The organism is Mesorhizobium sp. M1A.T.Ca.IN.004.03.1.1 (assembly GCF_003997555.1).
Lineage (GTDB): Bacteria > Pseudomonadota > Alphaproteobacteria > Rhizobiales > Rhizobiaceae > Mesorhizobium.
On sequence record NZ_RZTV01000003.1, the window covers coordinates 73,974 to 91,784 of the forward strand.

Below are 17,811 nucleotides of genomic sequence, written 5' to 3' on the forward strand. Positions count from 1 at the left end.
CTGGCCCGCTCATTGAGGCCAAACCGGTTGACAGGCGGGCTTCGGGAGGAAGCTATGACCGCTGTCACGCCTTCACTTCATGTTTGTCGCCGCCGGGCACTGCAAATCGGTCTTGGAGCGACCATTGCTTCAGCGGCCGGCGTTGCTTCGACTTCGTCTGCTGCCGCGCAGGACGACATAAAAGACGAAGACATTTTCCGCTTCGCGCTCAACCTGGAATATATGGAGGCCGAATATTACCTCCGCGGCACCACGGGAAAAGGCATCGAGGACTCAGACATCGGTTCCAAACCCGGCGATGTCGTCGGCGGCAAAAAGGTTGCCTTCGATACGCCCGCGGTCGGTGAATTCATGCGCGAGGTCGCGGAAAACGAACTTGCCCATGTCAGGTTCTATCGCAAGACGCTTGCGTCGAATGCGGTGGACCGGCCGGCGATCGATTTCGATGCCGGCTTTGCCGCGGTCGCCAAGGCGGCCGGCCTCGGCGACGATTTCGATGCGTTTGGCAACCAGATGAATTTCGTGCTCGGCGGCATGCTGTTCGAGGACGTCGGTGTGACGGCCTACGCCGGTGCGGCAACTGTCCTGAAGAACAAGGAATTCCTCGCTGCTGCGGCTGGAATTCTCGCGGTCGAGGCCTATCACATGGGAATGGCGCGGTCGTCGCTCTATCGCATGGGCGAGAAGGCCTGGAAGGCGGCGAATGCGGTTTCCGACGCACGCGACAAGATCGATGGGAACGAGGACAAAGACCAGGGCATTCAGGTTGACGGCAAGGCCAACGTCGTTCCTTCGACGCCGGATGCGATTGCCTTCACAAGGACGCCGCAGGAGGTGCTGCGCATCGTCTATCTGACCGATCAGTCGGGTGTGAGCAAGGGCGGCTTTTACCCGAACGGGATGAACGGAACGCTCAAGAGCACCTAGCCGTTGAAGTGGAGCCGGTCACGATGATCTGCAACCCGGGCCGAGCAGCATTCGGCGCGGCCATCCGATTTCGTTTCGACGAGGCAGGCAATGAACGTCAGCAGCGAAGCGACCAGATCTTTTTGGACACTCGACACCAGCTTGCCCAACGCGCCTCGCCTCGAGCGGGATGAGCATTGTGACGTAGCCGTCATCGGCGCCGGCATCGCCGGCGTTTCCATCGCCTACGAACTGGCCTTGGCGGGACGCAGGGTGGTGCTCGTGGATCGCGGCCCCTTGCTCGGCGGCATGACATCGCGCACGACCGCCCATCTGGCACCCATCTGCGACGACGGCTTGAGCGCGCTGATCGACATGCGCGGCGAGGCTCTGGCGCGCGGATTCCAGGAAAGCCAGCAGGCCGCCGTCGACCGCATCGAACGCCATGTCGCCACGCTGGAGATCGACTGCGATTTCCGCCGGCTGGACGGCGTCCTGTTCCCGGCCGCATGGATGGACGAGAAAGAGGCCGCCAGAGAATGCAACAAGGAGTATGCGGCTGCGGCAAAGATCGGCGCCGAAGCTGAGCATGGCAAGGGTGTGCCGCTCAAGGGCCATGAATCGGCGCCCATCCTGCGCTATCCAGACCAGGCGACCTTCCATCCGCTGAAATATTTGCGCGCGCTGCTGGCCGATTTCGAGAAACGAGGCGGCAAGGCATTCGCCGACAGCGCCGTCACCGAAATCGAGGAGGGGGACAAGGTTCGCCTGAAATGCGACGGCGGCTCCACCGTAACGGCTTCGAACGCAGTGTTTGCCACCAATTCCCCGATCAACACCTGGGTCAAGATCCACAGCAAGATGGCGCCTTACCGCACCTATGCAATGGCTTTCGACATTGCCAGGGGAACCCTCCCGGATGCGCTCTACTGGGATATGGATGATCCCTATTACTATGTCCGCCTCAATCCCGGTCCCGGCAAGACGGACTGTCTCATCGCCGGCGGCCGCGATCACAAATCGGGCGAAGCGGATGACGGCGCGGCGCGCTTTGTCGCGCTCGAAGCCTGGATCAGGGCATTGGTGCCCGATCTTGGCGGAGAACGAGCGCGATGGTCCGGTCAGGTCCTCGAAACGATCGACTATTGCGGCTTCATCGGCCGCAGCCCCGGCAACGGCAACGTCTTCATCGCCACCGGCGACTCCGGCCAGGGCATGACGCATGGCGCCTTGGCCGGACTGCTCATCCGCGATCTGATCGTGGGCGGATCGAACTCTTGGGAAGCCGTCTACGCCCCCGACCGGACGCCGCCCGCCGCGCTCGCGCACTACGTCAATGAGAACCTTACGACGGTGAAGAACCTTGCCGGCTATTTGCTGCCCGGTGAGGTCAAGTCGGCCGACGCCCTCGAGCCCGGCGAAGGCGGCATACTTCAGGACGGCTTGAGCAAGTTCGCCGTGTGCCGCGATCGCGACGGCAAGCTGCACCGGCATTCGGCCAGTTGCACGCATCTCGGCTGCATCGTGCACTGGAATTCGACCGAGCAATGCTGGGATTGCCCCTGCCACGGCTCGCAGTTCGCGCCGGACGGGACTGTCCTCAACGGCCCGGCCATCCGGCCTTTGGGATAGTTCGGCTGAAGGGCATTGGATCGGCGATCCCCAGCCGCGGGAAGTCGAGTCGAATCGCGTCGGGAGAAGTGGACTTCCCCAAGACCTCCGTCGCTATTTTCGCCTTGCCGGCTTCTTCTTTGGCTCCGCTTCAACCGGCCCGCGGGCGAGCCTGGCCGCGCGGAGCCGTTCCGTCTTTGCCTGCCGCGCTGCCGCTTCGCCCTCGATTATCGTGCGCGCCGTCTTCGTGGTGGCTTCGCTCTTGGCGTCGCCCTTCGGCTTGAACACACTGGTTTCGGCCATGGTCTACCTCGCAATTTGAAACGAAGAAGGCCGGGCAAGCCCGACCTTCCAAAGCATATCTCCCAAAATCGGAAACCGGTTAGGGGAAGACATGCGTAAAATCCCAAAACATGTTGCCCGAAATCGGGAGCCGGTTTCGGGACGAAGACATCCGCAAGATCAAAGTGCTCCAAGGCCAATGCCGGTACATCCGCGGTCAAAGGCCATGGATGCACGGCATCAGCCCGCCTGGATATTCTCCGCCGAGCTTTTGCCGTTCCGCTGGTTCTTCACGATGTCGAAGCTCACCTTCTGGCCCTCCGCTAGCGAGCGCATTCCGGCGCGCTCGACGGCGGAGATATGGACGAACACGTCCGGCTGCCCATTGCCCTGCTCGATGAAGCCGAAGCCTTTCGTGGCGTTGAAAAACTTCACGGTTCCAGTAGTCATACGATTTTCCTTTCAAATCGACGCAAATCATCGCCGCCTGGCTGCGTGCCAAACGTCGCAGTCTTCGAAATTGAGAGGGAAGATCGTCAGGGCGCCAAGGCGCAGAAACAACGTTCGTTCAACAAGTTCGATTTGAAAAACATAGCGCTTAACCGCAGCGGCGACAAGGCGAGGCGAAATAATATTGTCGGCGCCGTTGTCCTGAAAAGCTTGCCGGCGACTAAATTTCGCTTGACGCGCGACGCCGTCCGACTCCTATGAAGGGCTTCCGCGTGGCGCCGAAGAAAGAGCCGAGATACAGATCTTGGTGCCTCCGCCGACAAGAACCGAAATGCCGAGCATATTGTTGGCCGTTAGGCCCCGCTGAGCGTTCCTTGCCGGCTCACGCCATGTGTCGAATTGTGTGCTGGATAGACGCTGCGGCAGGCACTGTGACCACCCCGCCACAAAACTTAGCTGCGCCAGTTCCTCGGCGGCCGCCACCCGCAAAATTAACCTTTTGTTAACCATTCGCCCGGCACCCTTTAACCATTGAGTAAGGATTCGTCTGGCCGTGACCTTCGCCGCCCCTTTGCACAACAAATCAATCCGCTTCCGCGCCCGCTCCTTCGTCGCTTTCACGCTGACGCCGGAGGCGCCGATCGACGAGTGGCTGGAGGGGCTCGATCACTGGATCGGCAACTCGCCGGGCTATTTCAACGGCCGCCCGGTAGTGCTGGATCTCAATACTTTGAAGCCGGGGCCGGAGGAGATCGCTGCACTTGTCGGCACGCTCGCCCGGCGCGGCATCCGCGTCTATGCGATCGAGCTCGAGGGCGCCGAGCTCGGCCCCGATTTGCCGCCGCTGCTCGCCGGCGCCAAGGAGGCGACCGCCGAAGGGTTGCTGGGCAGGGCCGCGCGCAAGGCGAAGGCGGAAGAGATCACGGTCGAGACGGCTACGGTCGAGGATGTGCAGCCGGGGCAAATGAGGGCGTCGCAGGATGAACTGGCGAAGCTCGATGCGGAAAACGCGCGAGCCGCCGAAGCAGCCAAGTCGGAACCGGCCGGGTCGGGGCAGGGTGCTGTACCGGCACGGCACGAGCCTTCCGCCGGCACGCTGATGATCAAGGCGCCGATCCGCTCGGGGCAGTCGGTCTTTCATCCGCATGGCGACGTCATCGTGCTGGGCTCGGTCGCGTCCGGCTCGGAAATCGTCGCCGGCGGCTCGATCCATGTCTACGGCACGCTGCGCGGCCGGGCGATCGCCGGCTCGGAAGGCAACACGTCGGCGCGCATCTTCTGCCGCAAGAATGAGGCCGAGCTGCTCGCCGTCGACGGCTGGTACACCACGGCCGAGGAGATGGAAGGTGTTTCGCGCGGCAAGGCGGTGCAGGCCTTCCTCGAAAACGACGCGCTGTGCGTGGTGCCGCTCAGCTGAGTCTTTGGCCGCAAGCTTCGGACCGGTTTCGAGTGCCATTGTCCTTCATGAGTCCGCCGTGCCCGGCACGGCCAGAGAATAAAAATCGCCAACGGAGGCTGGATATATGGGCAAGGTAGTCGTGGTCACCTCGGGCAAGGGGGGCGTCGGCAAGACAACCTCGACGGCCGCGCTCGGCGCTGCCGTGGCCAAGACCGGCAAGAAGGTTGCGCTGGTCGATTTCGACGTCGGCCTGCGCAATCTCGACCTCATCATGGGTGCCGAGCGCCGCGTGGTGTTCGACCTGGTCAACGTTATCCAGGGCACCGCAAAACTGTCGCAGGCGCTGATCCGCGACAAGCGGCTGGAGACGCTGTATCTGCTGCCGGCCTCGCAGACGCGCGACAAGGACGCGCTGACCGAGGAGGGCGTTGCCGAAGTCATCGCCCGGCTGCGCTCGGTGTTCGACTATGTCTTCTGCGACAGCCCGGCCGGCATCGAGCGCGGCGCCCAGCTTGCCATGCGCTTCGCCGACGAGGCGGTCATCGTCACCAACCCGGAAGTGTCGTCGGTGCGAGATTCCGACCGCATCATCGGCCTGCTCGACGCCCGCACCATGAAGGCCGAGCAGGGCGAGCTGATCCAGAAGCACGTGCTGGTCACGCGCTATGACGCGGCGCGCGCCTCGCGCGGCGAGATGCTGTCGATCGACGACGTGCTGGAGATCCTTTCGACGCCGCTGCTCGGCATCATCCCGGAAAGCCAGGATGTGCTCAGGGCCTCCAACCTCGGCGCGCCGGTGACGCTCAGCGAGCCGATCAACATCGCCGCCAAGGCTTACCTCGAAGCGGCACGGCGCCTGGAAGGCGAGGACCTGCCGGTGGTCGTCCCCTTCGAGCGCAAGGGTTTCCTCGAACGGCTTCTCGGAAGGAGGGCGGCATGAGCATTCTCGACCTCTTCAAGCGGCGCACCAGTGCGCCTGTGGCGCGCGAGCGGCTGCAGCTGCTGCTCGCCTATGAACGCCAGAGCCGTGGCCAGCCAGACCTCGTCTCCATCCTGCGCGAGGAGATCATGGCCGTCATTGCCAAGCATGTGCAGATCGACCAGGACTATCTCCAGGTCTCGATGGATCGCGGCGCCACCATGTCGACGCTGGAGATCGACATTCAGATCCCCAACAAGAGCGCCGCGCCACTGGCGATGGCGGGGTGAAGCTGGTTTAGAGCCGGCGGGACAGCACCCCCTCTGTCCTGCCGGACATCTCCCCCGCAAGGGCCCGCAAGGGGGAGATCAGATGTCGTCGCCGCTTTCGCCAACTTCCGACGGAGCAGGAAGAGCGCGGCAGCCGGAGCTGCCACTCTCCCCCCTTGCGGGGGAGATGTCCGGCAGGGCAGAGGGGGGTGTCTCGCGCCAACCTTCGCCACTTCCCCCGCAAAGAAAGCCCTCACTCCGGCTGGTACAGCTCATCCATGCTGCGCGCCGCCAGTTCCGCGAACGGCGCCTGCTTCTTCACCCGCCCATGCTCCAGGATCACCAGGTCGTCGCAGAACGCGATGGTCGAGTGGTGATGGCTGATGACGATCGTGGTGCGGCGGCCGGCGCGCGATTTCAGCGTTTCCACGATTGCCGCTTCCGAGAGCCCGTCCACCGCATTTGTGGCTTCGTCGAGGATCAAAATGTCGGGGTCGCGCAGCAGCGCTCGCGCCAGCGCGATGCGCTGCCTTTGCCCGGCCGACAGGTTGACGCCGCGATAGCCGACCACCGTCTGGTAGGCCTGCGGCAGCGTCTCGATGAAGCCATGCGCCTCGGCGAGCTTCGCCGCCCGGCGCGCCTCTTCCGCGCTGGCCGTGTCCTTGCCGTAGGTGATGTTGTCGAGGATGGTGCCGTCGACCAGCTCCAGCTCCTGGCTGGCCAGAGCGATATGCGCCCGCCATTGGGCCGGGTCGATCTCGCCGAGCGGCGCGCCGTCGACGAGGATGCGGCCGCCATCGGGCTCGACGAAGCGGCAGAGCAGGTTGACGATCGTCGTCTTGCCGGCGCCGGAGCGGCCGATCAGCGCCGTCGAGCGGCCGCTCACGATGTCGAAGCTCGCCGCATGCAGCACCGCCGCGCGCTGCTCCTCATTGGCATAGCTGAAGCTGACGCCCTCGAAGGCGATCTTCTCGCCGAGTCCCGCGAACGGGCGGCTGCCCGTGGGCGGCGCGGGCTTGCCCTCGGGGTCGAGCAGCCAGCTCACCTCCTCCAGCGAGCCGGAAAGCCCCTGCAGCTGGCTCCAGGTCATCTGCAGCGCGCGCACATGCGGCTGCAGGCGGTAAAGCAGGATGAGGAAGGCGGCGACCAGCGGGAAGCTCAAGCCGGCAAGCCAGGCGCCGATCACCACCGCCAGGAACAGCACGGCGTGCAGCACTTCGGTGAGCGGCGCCAGCGCGCCCTGGCGGTTGGAAAGCGTGAAGGCCGCCCGCCGCACGCTGTCCGATGCCTTCTCGAACGCCGCCTTCTCGCGCGCCTCCTGGCCGAAGATGCGGATGAGACGGCCGGCATGCACCAGGTGCAGCATCTGCGAGGCTAAAGCGCTGTTGCGGGCCGCGACGCTGCGGCTCGGGCCCTTGAGATGGGCCGACAGCACCATATGTGCCGCTTGCACCAGCGCCAGGCCGAGCATCACCAGCAGCGTCATCTGCCAGGATAAGAGCAGTAGGAAGGCAAGCAGGATAACCGCCGCCGAGGCGCTGACGATCGCGCCCAGCACCCCTTGCATGGCGTCCGACGCCCGCCAGGATTCGTTGGAGATGATGTTGAGCAGCCGCCCTGGGCTCTCCTTCAGGAAGAACGGATAGCCGACGCTGAGCAGGCGTTCGGCGAGCGCGCCGCGGATCGATTGACCGGCCTTGCCGTAGATATGCGCGGTCAGCACCGCATTGGCGAAGGCAAGCAGGTTCTTGAGCAGGATCGAGCCGAGGATCGCGGCCGAAATCGCGATCAGCCGCTCGCGCTCGCCGAGCCCGGCGCCGACCTTCTGCAGCAGGCCGGAGAGTCCGGCCATGCCGGTCGCCTCGCCATGTCCCATGATGATGCCGAGCAGCGGAATGATCAGCCCGATGCCGAAGCCTTCGAGCGCAGCACTGGCAAGCCCGAGCGCGACCACGACGGGCAGCAGGCCGAGCTGACGGCGGCCGAGCGCCCGCCGCAGCATCGCCAGTGTCGGGTGCCCGCTCATGGCGTGCCGGCCTCCGCACTGGCCTCGGCCGCATCCTCAGCGCGCCGCGGCTGCCGATCGGGCCGGCCGGCCAGCACGAGCGCCATGAATTTCGCCGCGCCCGCGAGGTTCATCAAAACGATCGGCCAGTGCGAGAGCCTGAGATCCTGGTCGAAGCGCGGGCCGCCGATCAGCTCGCGCGTGGCGGCACGCGCCGCCCAATAGAAATGGCGAAGCAGCCATGGCGCGCGGCGGAAATGCTTGAGACACAGCGCGCCATTGCCGAAATGGTAGTCGCGGTGCAGCCGATCGATCGCCTTGCGGCCGCGCCGGCCGTGGTGGTGGAAGATCGTCATGTCGGGCACATATTCCACCGCCATGCCGGCGAGCATGGCGCGCACCAGGTAGTCGGTGTCTTCCGCCGAGCGCAGCGGCCCGCCGGCGCCGAAGCGTTCGTCGAAGGGGCCGATGCGAGCGGCGACGTCGCGATGCATGGTCATGTTGCAGCCGAGCACGAAGCCGCCCGGATGCACGGCGGGCGTCAGCCGCTGGCGCTCGTCGCAGCGCTTGATGGTGAAGGGCAGGTCGCGCGCATCGCCGAGTTCGACGCGGCCGCCGCGGATCAGCCATTTCTCACCGCTTGCATAATGCCGTTGGAGGTCGGCGAGGTAGTTGCGGTCGAGCCTGCAGTCGTCGTCGTTGAAGACCAGCACGTGCCCGCGCGCCCGCGCCAGCCCCGCATTGCGCGCCGCCGCCAGCCCGGGCCGCGGCTCTGAGATCGCCGTAAGTGGAATGTCGGAGCTCGCGGCGATCCGGGAAAGATATTCCGCCGTGCCGTCGCGCGAGCCGTTGTCGACCACCACCAGTTCGGCGGCGAAGGCGGGATGCGCAAGACAGGCGGCACGGATCGAATCGATGCAGGCTTCAAGCACCGCCGCGCGGTCACGCGTGCAGACGATGAAGGAGACCTGCGGCCGCTGCCTGGGCCAGGGAGGCGCGGGCAGGGCCGGGTGCCGCGGCAGGGGATGGCGCGCGTCGTTCATGGAGAGGGCTCAGCGCTGAGGCTGCTGACCTCCCTGCTTGTGAGGGGAGATTGGCTGTCGCGCCGGCTTTCGCCGATTTCCACCGCCGGCGAGTGGACGCGGCCAAAGCTGCTCATGCCGCCTCCATCCTGTAAGGCGCCAGCACCGATGCCGCCGGCGTGGATTTGAAGCGGTAGGCGAGCCTGTCGGCCTGCTTGCCGGCCCACATCGAAGCCTGGCTGAGCCACGGTGCCCAGGCCCCGGGCAGCAACGCATATTGCTCGCGGCGGCGGATCGCGTTCCATTTCGCGGAAAGCGTCAAAAGCTCATGCGTGAGCGCGGGTTGCTCCTCGTCGTTGACGAGCTGGTAGAGGAAATAGAAGAGGTTGAGCGCACCGGCCTCGAAGCTCGGGCGCACCGCCGCGGGCAGCGCGGCAATCCGCTCTTCCAGCGCGCGAATGAAGGCCGCCGCCCCGGCCACCGTCGCGACGGAAACTTGATCGCCGATGGCGCGCAGGTCCTTGGTATCGTCTGTCAGACCCTCGCGCTCGAGGTTTTCGCCGACGATCCGGAGATGTGTGCGCCGCATCTCCTTCACATGCCGGCTGGTCACGCTGCCGGAATGCACGCGGTAGACCAGCAGGCTCTCCTCTATCAGGGCCGCCGGATAACGGTCGGCGAGCCGGCGGAAGAGGTCGAAATCCTCGGCATGCCGGTAGGCGGCGTCGTAATGAAGGTCCACCTCGCCGATCACCCGGCGGTTGTAGACCACGGTCGGGTGCATGAAGATCGTGAAGAATTTCGCGAGCGCGGCAAGGTCGAGGCGGAACACCGGGTCGAGCCTGCCGGGCGCGATACGCCCACGCACCAGCATGTCGACGACCGAGCCGCAGAAGCCGAGCTCGGGGCGCGTTGCAAACAGCGCCGCCTGGTGCGACAGCCGCCAGGGATAGGCGAAGTCGTCGGCGTCCATGCGCGCGACGAGTTCGCCTTGCGCGATCGCCACCCCCTCATTGAGGCTGGCGACGAGACCGCGATTCTCGCGCGAAACAATGGATACGCGGCTATCCGCCTTGCGGCAGCGGTCGAGGATCTCCAGCGACCGGTCGGTCGAACCGTCGTCGATAGCGATGATCTCGAGCCGGCTGTAATCCTGCCGCAGGATCGATTGGATTGCAGCGCCGACATAGGGCTCGGCATTGTAGACCGGCAGCAGCACGGAGATGAGGGGAGTGGCGCTCGCCATCATCGCCTCGCCTCGGTTCGCTGCAGGTCCAGCGCGGACACGCTGGCCGGCGGGCCTATCCAGCTTGTCTCGCCCGCCATGCCCGCGCGCGGCCGCGCGACATAGGGGAAATAACGCTTGAGACCGTTGAGCGGCTTTTCGAACAGCGCCCAGGAGAGAGAGGCGGCAAGCAGCGTGGCGGCGCCTGCGACAACGAAGCGGCCAGGCCCTTGCTCCGACACGTTGAGCGGGATCCAGGGCTGCGCCTTGACGGCGTAGGCGAGAAGGATCGGGTGGTAGAGATAGACGCCGTAGCTGATGCGGCCGAGGAAAAGCAGCGGCGGCAGTTCGGCCAGCTTGCCGAGCCTGCCGCCGAGGCCGTTGGAGCAGGCGGCGACAATCGCCACCAGCGGCACCAGCGGCAGCACCTGCACCAGCGCCCAGTGCGCCCACTCCCATCCCGAGTTCGCCGGTCCTGGATCGGACCAGACGACGAGCAGGAAAACGACCGCGAAAGCCGGCCAGCCGAGCCGCATCCAGCGCGGCACATCGGCGCCCCTGGCGCGGCGAACGGCAAGTAGGGCGCCGCAGCCAAGCGCGTCCATAGAGGCCGGCGGCAACAGGTCCCGGGCGAGCGCCGGGTTGGCGGTGAGCGGCCAGTAGAAGCGGTACGCGAACGAGAAGAGGATGACGCCGATCGTGATCGCCTCGATACGCCGGCGCGGCGCCAGAAGCACGATCAGCGGCCAAGCGAGATAGAACTGCTCCTCGATGCTGAGGCTCCAGAAATGGCAGAGCAGCCAGGGGTTCCAGTCGTTGCGCAGCGCATACCAGAAGTTCGAGAGATAAAGCGCATGCCAGGCAAGCGACGAGCTGGACTGTTCCAGATTGGTGAGCCAGACCAGGGCCAGCACCGCGAAATAAGGCGGAAAAATTCGGATCACGCGCCTTGCATAGAAGGCGCGCAGGGCCGGCCCGGAAGCGAATGCGTTGCCGTCACGCGCGTCAAGCAAAAGCCGGGTGATCAGGAAGCCGGAGAGCACGAAGAACAGCCGCACGCCGAGATGGCCGAGGAAGGAGGTGCCGTTCGGCGCAAGGAAATGCGCGTAAAGCACCAGCGTGACGGCTACAGCTCGCACTGCATCAAGCTGGATGTCGCGCTGACCTGTCATTGGCGGGGCCCCCAGGCTCCGTCGTAAGATCCTGCGCTGGACCTGCAAAGCACGCCGACTCCGCCTGTCGACGAATCTCCGTCCGGGGCGAGAGTGCCGTCCTTGGCTGTCAGCGGACTGCCCATTCGGCTCAACGTAGCGGCATCCTCCACTGCCCATGTTGGTTAACATCTGTCTCCGCTTATGTTGCGGCGCAACACACAATGCTTACGAGTTTGAAATAAAGCTGTGATTTGGAGGGTTGCAGACGACAGTTGACTTGGGAAGTTTGGCCTATGGTCCTATATGGTGATGGTCGGTTGGTCTGATTTTTGAAGTATTTATCGCTACGGATGCTGTGACGCATTGCGACAACCGTAGCGGGTGTTTTGGCGATATTGACAGTAACACTCCATTTAGCCAAAGACTATTCAAATCGCGTTGTGAAAAGTATATTGAATTTCAAAGTCTTGTGCGGCGCAGCAAACCAGTCGCGAGAGGCCTTGTCCAACCATCCGGCCCCGTTGCCTCAAGACAAGGGAAACGCCAGTCTCTATCGCCGCCTCGGACCGGGGCGCGGGGGGTGGAGGAGAAGTGACGTCGACGCCGAGTGCAAAACCGCAGTCGCAGCTGGGAGCCTTGCCCATCCTCGGCCTGCTTGGGTGCCATCCTTTCGGTGCAGGTTGGCGCGGCCTTCGCCAAGGGCCTGTTTCCGGTCCTAGGGCCGGACGGCACAACAATGCTGAGACTCCTCATCGGCGCGCTGATGCTGGCGGCAGTGCTCAGGCCATGGAAAGTGCTGCCGACACGAAAGGGTCTGCCTTGGCTCGCCGTCTATGGCGTCACCGTTTCGGTGATGAACCTGCTCTTCTATGCCGCGCTCGAGCGCATTCCGCTGGGCATCTGCGTGGCGCTCGAATTCACCGGCCCGCTTTTTGTCGCCACACTCGGCTCGCGGCGCCTTCTCGACCTCGTCTGGGTGGTACTTGCGGTCGCCGGCATCGTGCTGCTCTCGCCGTTCGCCGATATCAGCCGCGGGCTCGATCCAATCGGCGTGCTGCTTGCGCTTGCCGCCGGCGCCTGCTGGGGGCTCTATATCATCTGTGCGCAGAAGGCCGGCGCCGAGCTTGGCGCCCGCACCTCGGCCTATGGCATGGCGATCGCCGCGCTCGTCGCGCTGCCTTTTGGCTTCACCGCAGCCGAACCTTATCTCACCGACTCGCATGTCATGGCGGCCGCGGTCGTCGTCGGGCTGTTCTCCAGCGCGCTGCCCTTCTGGCTGGAGATGATGGTGCTCGCCAGAATGCCGGCGAAAGTCTATGGCATGATCGTCTGCCTGGAACCCGCCGGCGCCGCGCTGACCGGGTTTCTCTTCCTGCACGAGAGTTTGAGCGTTTTGCAGTGCGCCGGTATTGGCGCCGTGATTGCCGCCGCGTTCGGCGCGGCCGTAACGGCGAGAGCGCCGGTTCCGTCACCCTGTTAAGGATCAATGCCATATCGCCTGAGGGCGCGGCGGTTTTGGGAGAGCATAGAACAACCACTCGTAGCGCGTTGCGCGAAGCCGTGCACGCGGGTATCCACGCCAGAAAAAGCCGTGCACGCAGCCGTGCCCGATCACATCTGGTGGTTGATATAGGACTTAGGTCCGACACCGCTGCGAAAAAGGTCTTAAAAAGCAAGACAAGGGTCGTGGGCCACTTCCCCACGACGGGTTGATTAGGGATGCTGATGTTGCGACATTGCCGGTGGGGTAGTTCGGCCGAAGGGTCGGATGGCTGGCAAGGGGAGATTGGGATGCGCGTATCGCGCATGGGCTGCAGGCATGTCTTGCGGGCGCTCGTTGCGCTGGCGCTTGTTGTCGCGCCTTTTCATCTCTCCTTCGACGGTCCTGTCGTGGCCAAGGCCTATGCCGGCAAAGGCGGCAATGGAAACGGCAATGGCGGTGGGAACAGCGGCGGCGGCAACGGTAACGGCAGCGGCGGCGGCAACAGCGGGAACGGGAACGGCAACTCGGGCGGCAACAGCGGAAACAGCAACTCGGGCGGTAACAACGGAAACGGAAACAGCGGCAACAGCAAGGGCGCAACGAACACTGCAGCAACCGGCGATGTCGATGATCATGTGAATGCGGCGACCGGCGACAAGGTCGAGGTCAGTGCCAATAGCATCCAGGTCACGCACCGGAACGGAATGAAGGAGAGCATCGAGAACGGCCGTTTCAGGATGGAGGACAAGTTTGGTCGCACCATCGTCGAGCGCAAGGCCACAGTGGCCGATCTCGATCGCCTAAAGAGTTTGTGAGAGCGAGGTTCTATCTGGATTAGATCTTAAGGGGCCAAAAGCCAGCGCTGCAAAATCAGGTTGCCACCTTTTGCTTCGTCTCTTCGGTCCTGATCGTCTTACGACAGAACTCCCGCTGCTCACCTTGCCCCCGCCTTTTGGCGGGGGTACTTTTTTGGAGCCCTTGAGACGGCTGCCGGATAAGGCGGGCTCTTGGCGCATGCCCCCGCAGTCCGGGGAAACATTTCATGCGCAAACCAAAGGTTACGGCGCTTTTTCGTCCAGGAGGGGCGCATGCGCCGTAGCATGCCGCGGTTCGTTGAGTGTCCGCGCCGTTCTCGCGTGCGACAGTCATAATGAATTGCTGGCCGCTTTCCAAGCGATTTGGTTAACGCGACGGCAGTCGCAGCTTCCAGTTGTGTTCCCGGCTGGTGCGACAATGGTCCCCAAGTGACTGCAAAAAGGTCCGACCGGACATGGCATGGGTCGTGGGCCGCTTCCGTAACCTTACCAAAGCGTGAATCTTGTCTGGTCAAGACACCGGTTCCGCCTTGGCGGGCTGAGAGCGGAACTTCGGCAGGGCCGAGGCGGAACCGGCATGAACCAAGGACGGCATGCGCGAACCCGCCTCAAAAAGGTTTGTCCGCCTTACGCTGCGCGCCGCGGCCGCGCTGGCGCTTTTTGCCGCGCCTGGTCATTTCACGTCCAATAGCCTCGCCAAGCTTCTGGTGGCCACCGCTTATGCCGACAACGGCGGCGGCAACGGCAATGGCGGCGGGGGCAACAGCGGCGGCGGAAACGCTGGCGGCAATTCTGGCAACAGCAATGCCGGTGGCGGCAATGCCAATGCCGGTCCTGGCAACAACAGCGGCAAAGGCAACACCAGCCCCGGCGGCAAGGCCGCCAGCCGTGTCAATGCGGCGACGGGCGACATAATCGAGATCGACGGCAACAGGATCACCATCATCCACCGCAACGGCATGAAGGAAGAGATCGAGAACGGACGCTTCGAGATGAGCGATGCGCAAGGCCGCACCATCGTCGAGCGCCGGGCGACCGAGAAGGATCTGGCCCGTCTGCTAGGCTTGTGAGGGCCGAGAGAAGCTACCCCCTTTTCCCGCGCCTTCGCATGTCACCCCCGCCTTCAGAGGCGGGGGTGATTTGCTTTTGAAGTGACGGTGAATGGTGAATAGGGAACAGTAATCAACGAAACGCACTTCACCGAATGGGAACGCGCCGACGCTTCACCATTCACTGTACTTTCCACTATTCACTAATTCCTCTCTCTCGCTTCATGCATCAGCAGCGCCGCCTCCGTCCGATTGCGCACGTTGAGCTTGGCGAGCACTCGGGTCATGTGGTGCTTGACCGTCTTTTCCTGCAGCGACAGCCGCATCGCGACCTCCTTGTTGCTCAGGCCCTCCGCCACCAGCCCCAGGATCTCGGCCTCGCGGCCGGTGAGCTGGCTGAGCGGGTCGGGCTTGCGGCTGGTGGGCTGCAAGAGATCCGACAGCAGCCGGGCCGAAAGCGTCGGCGAAACGTAGCTCTGGCCGTTGGCGACGTCGCGCAGGATCTCGGCCAGCGACTTGGAGCCGACGCCCTTCAGCACATAGCCCCGCGCGCCCGCCTTCAGCGCCTGGGCGACATCGGCATTGGTCTCGGACACGGTGAGCATGACGATCTTTTGCTCAGGCGCCGCCGAAAGGATGCTGGCCAGCGCATTGAGGCCGCCGCCGGGCATGCTGATGTCGAGCAGCAGCACGTCGGGCGCGCTGGCGCGGACCAGCTTTTCGGCGTCCTCGGCGCTGGCGCCTTCGCCGACAAGCTCGAAGCCGCCGATCTCGCCGAGGCTGCGCGCCACGCCCTCACGAAACAGCGGATGGTCGTCGACAATAGCGATGCGGATGGGTGCGGTCACGGCTGCTCCTCGACAGACAATGTGATTACCAGTCTCGTTCCCCCCGGCCCCGAAAGCGTCTCGAATTGCCCGCCAATGCTTTCGATACGCTCCCTGAGACCGGCGAGCCCGAGGCCTTCGCTTCGCGCAGGATTGAAGCCCGGGCCGGTGTCCTGCACCTCGACCAAAAGCTTGCCGCCCTTCATCGTGGCTCTCACCTGCTGGCCCTTGCCCTTGCCGTGCCGGAAGGCGTTGTTCAGTCCTTCCTGCACGAAACGATAGATGCTGATCTTCTCTGAGGTGCCGAGTTCCGGCAAGCGCTCTGGCAGCGTCAGCAGCACTTTGGTGTCGGTGCGGCGCTCATGCTCGGCGACCGCCAGCCGCAATATGTCGGCCACTGCCTGCGTCTCGATCTGCGGCAGCACCAGGCCGTTGCAGATGCCGCGTATCTCGCTCATCGCTTCGCCCAGCGTCTTATGGATGCCGGCGATTTCCGCCTCGCGCTGCGGTTTGGGCGTGGCGGGGTCGACCAGCACCGGACTGTCCATCCTGAGCGCGGCAAGCGCCACCAGCTGCGCCGGGCCGTCATGCAGGTCGGCGCCGATGCGCCTCAGGTAGCGTTCGTTGATGGCAGTGGCTCGCCGCGAGGCGCGCTGCACGCGTTGGCGTAGCGACGAGTTCTGCGCCAGCGCCTCCTGCAACTCGGTGACCTTGGCTTCCAGCGCGGCACGCTGCGTCTGGATGGTGCGGCTGCCGCGAAACACGATGCCCGACAGCAGCGCCAGCGAGGCGGCGGTGGCGCCGGCCACCACCAGCCAGGTCCATCTGAGTGCTGAGTTCAGCGTCTCCTGGAAATCGTCGGCGACTTCGTAGAATTCCGACACCGCCACCACTTCGCCCGACCAGGGTTCGCGCACGGGGTTGTAGATCTCGAACAACGGCGCGGTCACCGCTTTCTCTTCGCTGGTCTCAGGATCGTCGGCGAGGTTGTTGAATTCCGCCACGACATTGCCGGCAAAGGCCGAGATCAGATTGGGGTTGGGCGGAAACGTCTTGCCGATCAGCTTCGAGTTATCAGCGTAAAGCACCGTGCCGTCGCGCCGCCACAGCTTGAATGACACCAGCCTCTTGCCGAGCGCGCCCTGGCCGAGCGTCTCGTCCAGCGCCCGTTTGACCGTGTCGTCGAGCTCGCGGCTCTTGCGCAGGTCCGGCAGCAGCGGCGCGATCACGCTGTCGACATAGAGCGCCGTCGTGGTGGCGGAGTTGTGCATCACGCCTTCGCGGATTTGCGACGTCACCCAGAGGCCAACCACGAGCATCACCGCCAAAAGCCCGATGCCGCCGGCAATCACAAACTGCCAGGCCAGCGACAGCCCGCTCCAGATTTGCACAAGTCGCTTCAAGGTCTCCCTGAGCATTCGCGCGATTCACCCCACCACGGACAAAGAGTATAGGCCAGCCGCGGCAATTGCGACACCGACCTTGGTCCGGCCTTCAGGCGAGCGGTTAACAGCGCGGCCGTCGAGGCTGCAGAAACCGCTTCCAGGTGCCAAGAACGCCTAGTCCGGCCCCCGGCACAGATGCGGGCGGAACATTAACAGTTTCTAAGTGTTGAGGTCTTTGCGAGGGCTCCCGAAAGAAACTTCGGCCTATGCCCCCTTGGCAGGCGCGTTTCCTGACCGCCGACATGTGGAGAGGACCATGAACAACATCATCTGGATCGTAGGTGCTATCGTCATCGTGATCGCCATTTTGAGTTTTCTGGGTCTGCGCTGATTCAGTCGGGCCGCTCGTAGCGATGGCGGCGCGAATGAAACGTGCGGCGGCTTGGGGTGGCCTTGGCCATCCGGCTTTTCGGTCGTGCTCGCGGGTATGATCACCGCACTTGTTTTCAGGCGGATGGGCTGGAACGCAAAATAGGGCGACCGCGTTTTGTCTCGCTATGTCGAGGAGTTCTCACCTTCACAAGGCCGAGATGCCAGGCTTGGCCTCGATTGCCGAGGCCGAGCGCCAGGCGCGCGCCGAAAAGAACGCAAGGCTGAGGGATCTTCGTATGCATACATCGTGGCTGGTGCTCGATCCCAACGCGCTTTTCCTGGACGAGATCGACTGCTCGGCGCTGTTCGGTGAAGTGCCTGGGCTAAAAATCGTCGGCTAGGAAAGGCCTCGGCTGTCAGGCCGTCTGAAGCCGTGCGACAGGTGCCCCGCGCGAGATCCCTATAAGCCGCGCAACGGCCAATGGCGCCAAGAACATGAAAACCGTCGTGATGCCGAGGAAGATCGACCAAGCCAGATCGATCACGCTGTGGTCATAGCAGACTGCGAATTCCATGGCGCCTTACCCTTTTATCCACCCGGCTGCGCATCAGGTTGCCACGCATTGGGCCAAGCATGA

19 protein-coding genes are annotated in these 17,811 nt (G+C 64.0%); 9 read left to right on the forward strand and 10 right to left on the reverse strand.

From position 1 onward, the window contains the following. The first annotated feature begins 54 nt into the window (after window positions 1–54). Window positions 55–927, forward strand: a complete 873-nt coding sequence (locus EOD29_RS10480) for a ferritin-like domain-containing protein (RefSeq protein WP_127246682.1) — start codon at window positions 55–57, stop codon at window positions 925–927. Here EOD29_RS10480 and EOD29_RS35890 read toward each other — a convergent pair. Then, window positions 924–1,076 (reverse strand): hypothetical protein, encoded by a 153-nt coding sequence (locus tag EOD29_RS35890; RefSeq protein WP_164763726.1) that lies wholly within the window; start codon window positions 1,074–1,076, stop codon window positions 924–926. The two genes, EOD29_RS10480 and EOD29_RS35890, sit on opposite strands and share 4 nt — an antisense overlap. On the opposite strand from EOD29_RS35890, the gene EOD29_RS10485 reads away from it, so the two are divergent. Next, window positions 1,018–2,538, forward strand: a complete 1,521-nt coding sequence (locus EOD29_RS10485; protein WP_127246683.1) for an FAD-dependent oxidoreductase — start codon at window positions 1,018–1,020, stop codon at window positions 2,536–2,538. The two genes, EOD29_RS35890 and EOD29_RS10485, sit on opposite strands and share 59 nt — an antisense overlap. A 93-nt stretch (window positions 2,539–2,631) precedes the next feature. On the opposite strand, the gene EOD29_RS10490 is transcribed toward EOD29_RS10485, so the two are convergent. Together EOD29_RS10490 and EOD29_RS10495 are read right to left on the reverse strand one after the other, a co-directional pair. Then, window positions 2,632–2,820, reverse strand: a complete 189-nt coding sequence (locus EOD29_RS10490; protein ID WP_066992893.1) for a hypothetical protein — start codon at window positions 2,818–2,820, stop codon at window positions 2,632–2,634. A gap of 219 nt (window positions 2,821–3,039) precedes the next feature. After that, window positions 3,040–3,249 (reverse strand): cold-shock protein, encoded by a 210-nt coding sequence (locus EOD29_RS10495; RefSeq protein WP_066992896.1) that lies wholly within the window; start codon window positions 3,247–3,249, stop codon window positions 3,040–3,042. A gap of 553 nt (window positions 3,250–3,802) precedes the next feature. On the opposite strand from EOD29_RS10495, the gene minC reads away from it, so the two are divergent. The 3 genes from minC to minE all read left to right on the forward strand — a co-directional run bounded on the left by minC (window position 3,803) and on the right by minE (window position 5,857). Then, on the forward strand, window positions 3,803–4,666 hold the full coding sequence (minC, locus tag EOD29_RS10500) for a septum site-determining protein MinC (protein WP_127246684.1): 864 nt from the start codon (window positions 3,803–3,805) through the stop codon (window positions 4,664–4,666). Between the two features lie 106 nt (window positions 4,667–4,772). Beyond that, complete coding sequence (gene minD, locus EOD29_RS10505) at window positions 4,773–5,588, forward strand: septum site-determining protein MinD (protein ID WP_095783344.1); 816 nt, start codon at window positions 4,773–4,775, stop codon at window positions 5,586–5,588. After that, on the forward strand, window positions 5,585–5,857 hold the full coding sequence (gene minE / locus EOD29_RS10510; protein ID WP_042638296.1) for a cell division topological specificity factor MinE: 273 nt from the start codon (window positions 5,585–5,587) through the stop codon (window positions 5,855–5,857). Before minD ends, minE begins: the two co-directional genes overlap by 4 nt. Window positions 5,858–6,089: 232 nt before the next feature. Here minE and EOD29_RS10520 read toward each other — a convergent pair whose 3' ends face one another. The 4 genes from EOD29_RS10520 to EOD29_RS10535 form a co-directional block, all read right to left on the reverse strand. After that, window positions 6,090–7,862 carry an ABC transporter ATP-binding protein gene (locus tag EOD29_RS10520; protein WP_245475307.1) on the reverse strand — a complete coding sequence of 591 codons (1,773 nt, stop codon included), beginning with the start codon at window positions 7,860–7,862 and terminating at the stop codon, window positions 6,090–6,092. Continuing rightward, the gene (locus EOD29_RS10525; protein ID WP_127246685.1) at window positions 7,859–8,884 is read right to left on the reverse strand and encodes a glycosyltransferase; all 1,026 of its coding nucleotides are present in this window, start codon (window positions 8,882–8,884) and stop codon (window positions 7,859–7,861) included. Before EOD29_RS10525 ends, EOD29_RS10520 begins: the two co-directional genes overlap by 4 nt. A gap of 112 nt (window positions 8,885–8,996) precedes the next feature. Then, window positions 8,997–10,112 (reverse strand): glycosyltransferase family 2 protein, encoded by a 1,116-nt coding sequence (locus EOD29_RS10530; protein WP_245475308.1) that lies wholly within the window; start codon window positions 10,110–10,112, stop codon window positions 8,997–8,999. Continuing rightward, entirely contained in the window at window positions 10,109–11,260 is a 1,152-nt protein-coding gene (locus tag EOD29_RS10535; RefSeq protein WP_127246686.1) for an acyltransferase, read from the reverse strand. The genes EOD29_RS10530 and EOD29_RS10535 overlap by 4 nt, the downstream gene beginning before the upstream one ends. Window positions 11,261–11,849: 589 nt before the next feature. On the opposite strand from EOD29_RS10535, the gene EOD29_RS10540 reads away from it, so the two are divergent. The 3 genes from EOD29_RS10540 to EOD29_RS10555 all read left to right on the forward strand — a co-directional run bounded on the left by EOD29_RS10540 (window position 11,850) and on the right by EOD29_RS10555 (window position 14,610). Continuing rightward, entirely contained in the window at window positions 11,850–12,722 is an 873-nt protein-coding gene (locus EOD29_RS10540) for a DMT family transporter (RefSeq protein WP_245475309.1), read from the forward strand. Between the two features lie 311 nt (window positions 12,723–13,033). Then, window positions 13,034–13,540 carry a hypothetical protein gene (locus EOD29_RS35895; RefSeq protein ID WP_067321952.1) on the forward strand — a complete coding sequence of 169 codons (507 nt, stop codon included), beginning with the start codon at window positions 13,034–13,036 and terminating at the stop codon, window positions 13,538–13,540. Between the two features lie 593 nt (window positions 13,541–14,133). After that, window positions 14,134–14,610, forward strand: a complete 477-nt coding sequence (locus EOD29_RS10555; protein ID WP_095824624.1) for a hypothetical protein — start codon at window positions 14,134–14,136, stop codon at window positions 14,608–14,610. 182 nt (window positions 14,611–14,792) lie between these two features. On the opposite strand, the gene EOD29_RS10560 is transcribed toward EOD29_RS10555, so the two are convergent. Further along, window positions 14,793–15,437: a response regulator transcription factor gene (locus tag EOD29_RS10560; RefSeq protein ID WP_066992920.1), complete on the reverse strand. Its 645-nt coding sequence runs from the start codon at window positions 15,435–15,437 to the stop codon at window positions 14,793–14,795. Continuing rightward, the gene (locus EOD29_RS10565) at window positions 15,434–16,834 is read right to left on the reverse strand and encodes a sensor histidine kinase (RefSeq protein WP_067321944.1); all 1,401 of its coding nucleotides are present in this window, start codon (window positions 16,832–16,834) and stop codon (window positions 15,434–15,436) included. The genes EOD29_RS10560 and EOD29_RS10565 overlap by 4 nt, the downstream gene beginning before the upstream one ends. Before the next feature lie 557 nt (window positions 16,835–17,391). Here EOD29_RS10565 and EOD29_RS10570 point away from each other — a divergent pair. Next, window positions 17,392–17,574: a hypothetical protein gene (locus EOD29_RS10570; RefSeq protein ID WP_095778960.1), complete on the forward strand. Its 183-nt coding sequence runs from the start codon at window positions 17,392–17,394 to the stop codon at window positions 17,572–17,574. Between the two features lie 15 nt (window positions 17,575–17,589). Here the strand turns inward: EOD29_RS10570 and EOD29_RS35900 are convergent, their stop codons facing one another. After that, a complete protein-coding gene (locus EOD29_RS35900) occupies window positions 17,590–17,748 on the reverse strand; it encodes a hypothetical protein (RefSeq protein WP_164763734.1) in 159 nt (52 codons plus the stop codon). Window positions 17,749–17,811: the final 63 nt, after the last annotated feature.

Excerpts from the sequence above, each read along its gene's own strand:
- EOD29_RS10480 (WP_127246682.1), top strand. The coding sequence starts at position 55 with ATGACCGCTGTCACGCCTTCACTTCATGTTTGTCGCCGCCGGGCACTG.
- EOD29_RS10485 (WP_127246683.1), top strand. The coding sequence starts at position 1,018 with ATGAACGTCAGCAGCGAAGCGACCAGATCTTTTTGGACACTCGACACC.
- EOD29_RS10490 (WP_066992893.1), bottom strand. The coding sequence starts at position 2,820 with ATGGCCGAAACCAGTGTGTTCAAGCCGAAGGGCGACGCCAAGAGCGAA.
- EOD29_RS10495 (WP_066992896.1), bottom strand. The coding sequence starts at position 3,249 with ATGACTACTGGAACCGTGAAGTTTTTCAACGCCACGAAAGGCTTCGGC.
- minD (WP_095783344.1), top strand. The coding sequence starts at position 4,773 with ATGGGCAAGGTAGTCGTGGTCACCTCGGGCAAGGGGGGCGTCGGCAAG.
- minE (WP_042638296.1), top strand. The coding sequence starts at position 5,585 with ATGAGCATTCTCGACCTCTTCAAGCGGCGCACCAGTGCGCCTGTGGCG.
- EOD29_RS10520 (WP_245475307.1), bottom strand. The coding sequence starts at position 7,862 with ATGAGCGGGCACCCGACACTGGCGATGCTGCGGCGGGCGCTCGGCCGC.
- EOD29_RS10525 (WP_127246685.1), bottom strand. The coding sequence starts at position 8,884 with ATGAACGACGCGCGCCATCCCCTGCCGCGGCACCCGGCCCTGCCCGCG.
- EOD29_RS10530 (WP_245475308.1), bottom strand. The coding sequence starts at position 10,112 with ATGATGGCGAGCGCCACTCCCCTCATCTCCGTGCTGCTGCCGGTCTAC.
- EOD29_RS10535 (WP_127246686.1), bottom strand. The coding sequence starts at position 11,260 with ATGACAGGTCAGCGCGACATCCAGCTTGATGCAGTGCGAGCTGTAGCC.
- EOD29_RS35895 (WP_067321952.1), top strand. The coding sequence starts at position 13,034 with ATGCGCGTATCGCGCATGGGCTGCAGGCATGTCTTGCGGGCGCTCGTT.
- EOD29_RS10555 (WP_095824624.1), top strand. The coding sequence starts at position 14,134 with ATGCGCGAACCCGCCTCAAAAAGGTTTGTCCGCCTTACGCTGCGCGCC.
- EOD29_RS10565 (WP_067321944.1), bottom strand. The coding sequence starts at position 16,834 with ATGCTCAGGGAGACCTTGAAGCGACTTGTGCAAATCTGGAGCGGGCTG.
- EOD29_RS10570 (WP_095778960.1), top strand. The coding sequence starts at position 17,392 with ATGCCAGGCTTGGCCTCGATTGCCGAGGCCGAGCGCCAGGCGCGCGCC.
- EOD29_RS35900 (WP_164763734.1), bottom strand. The coding sequence starts at position 17,748 with ATGGAATTCGCAGTCTGCTATGACCACAGCGTGATCGATCTGGCTTGG.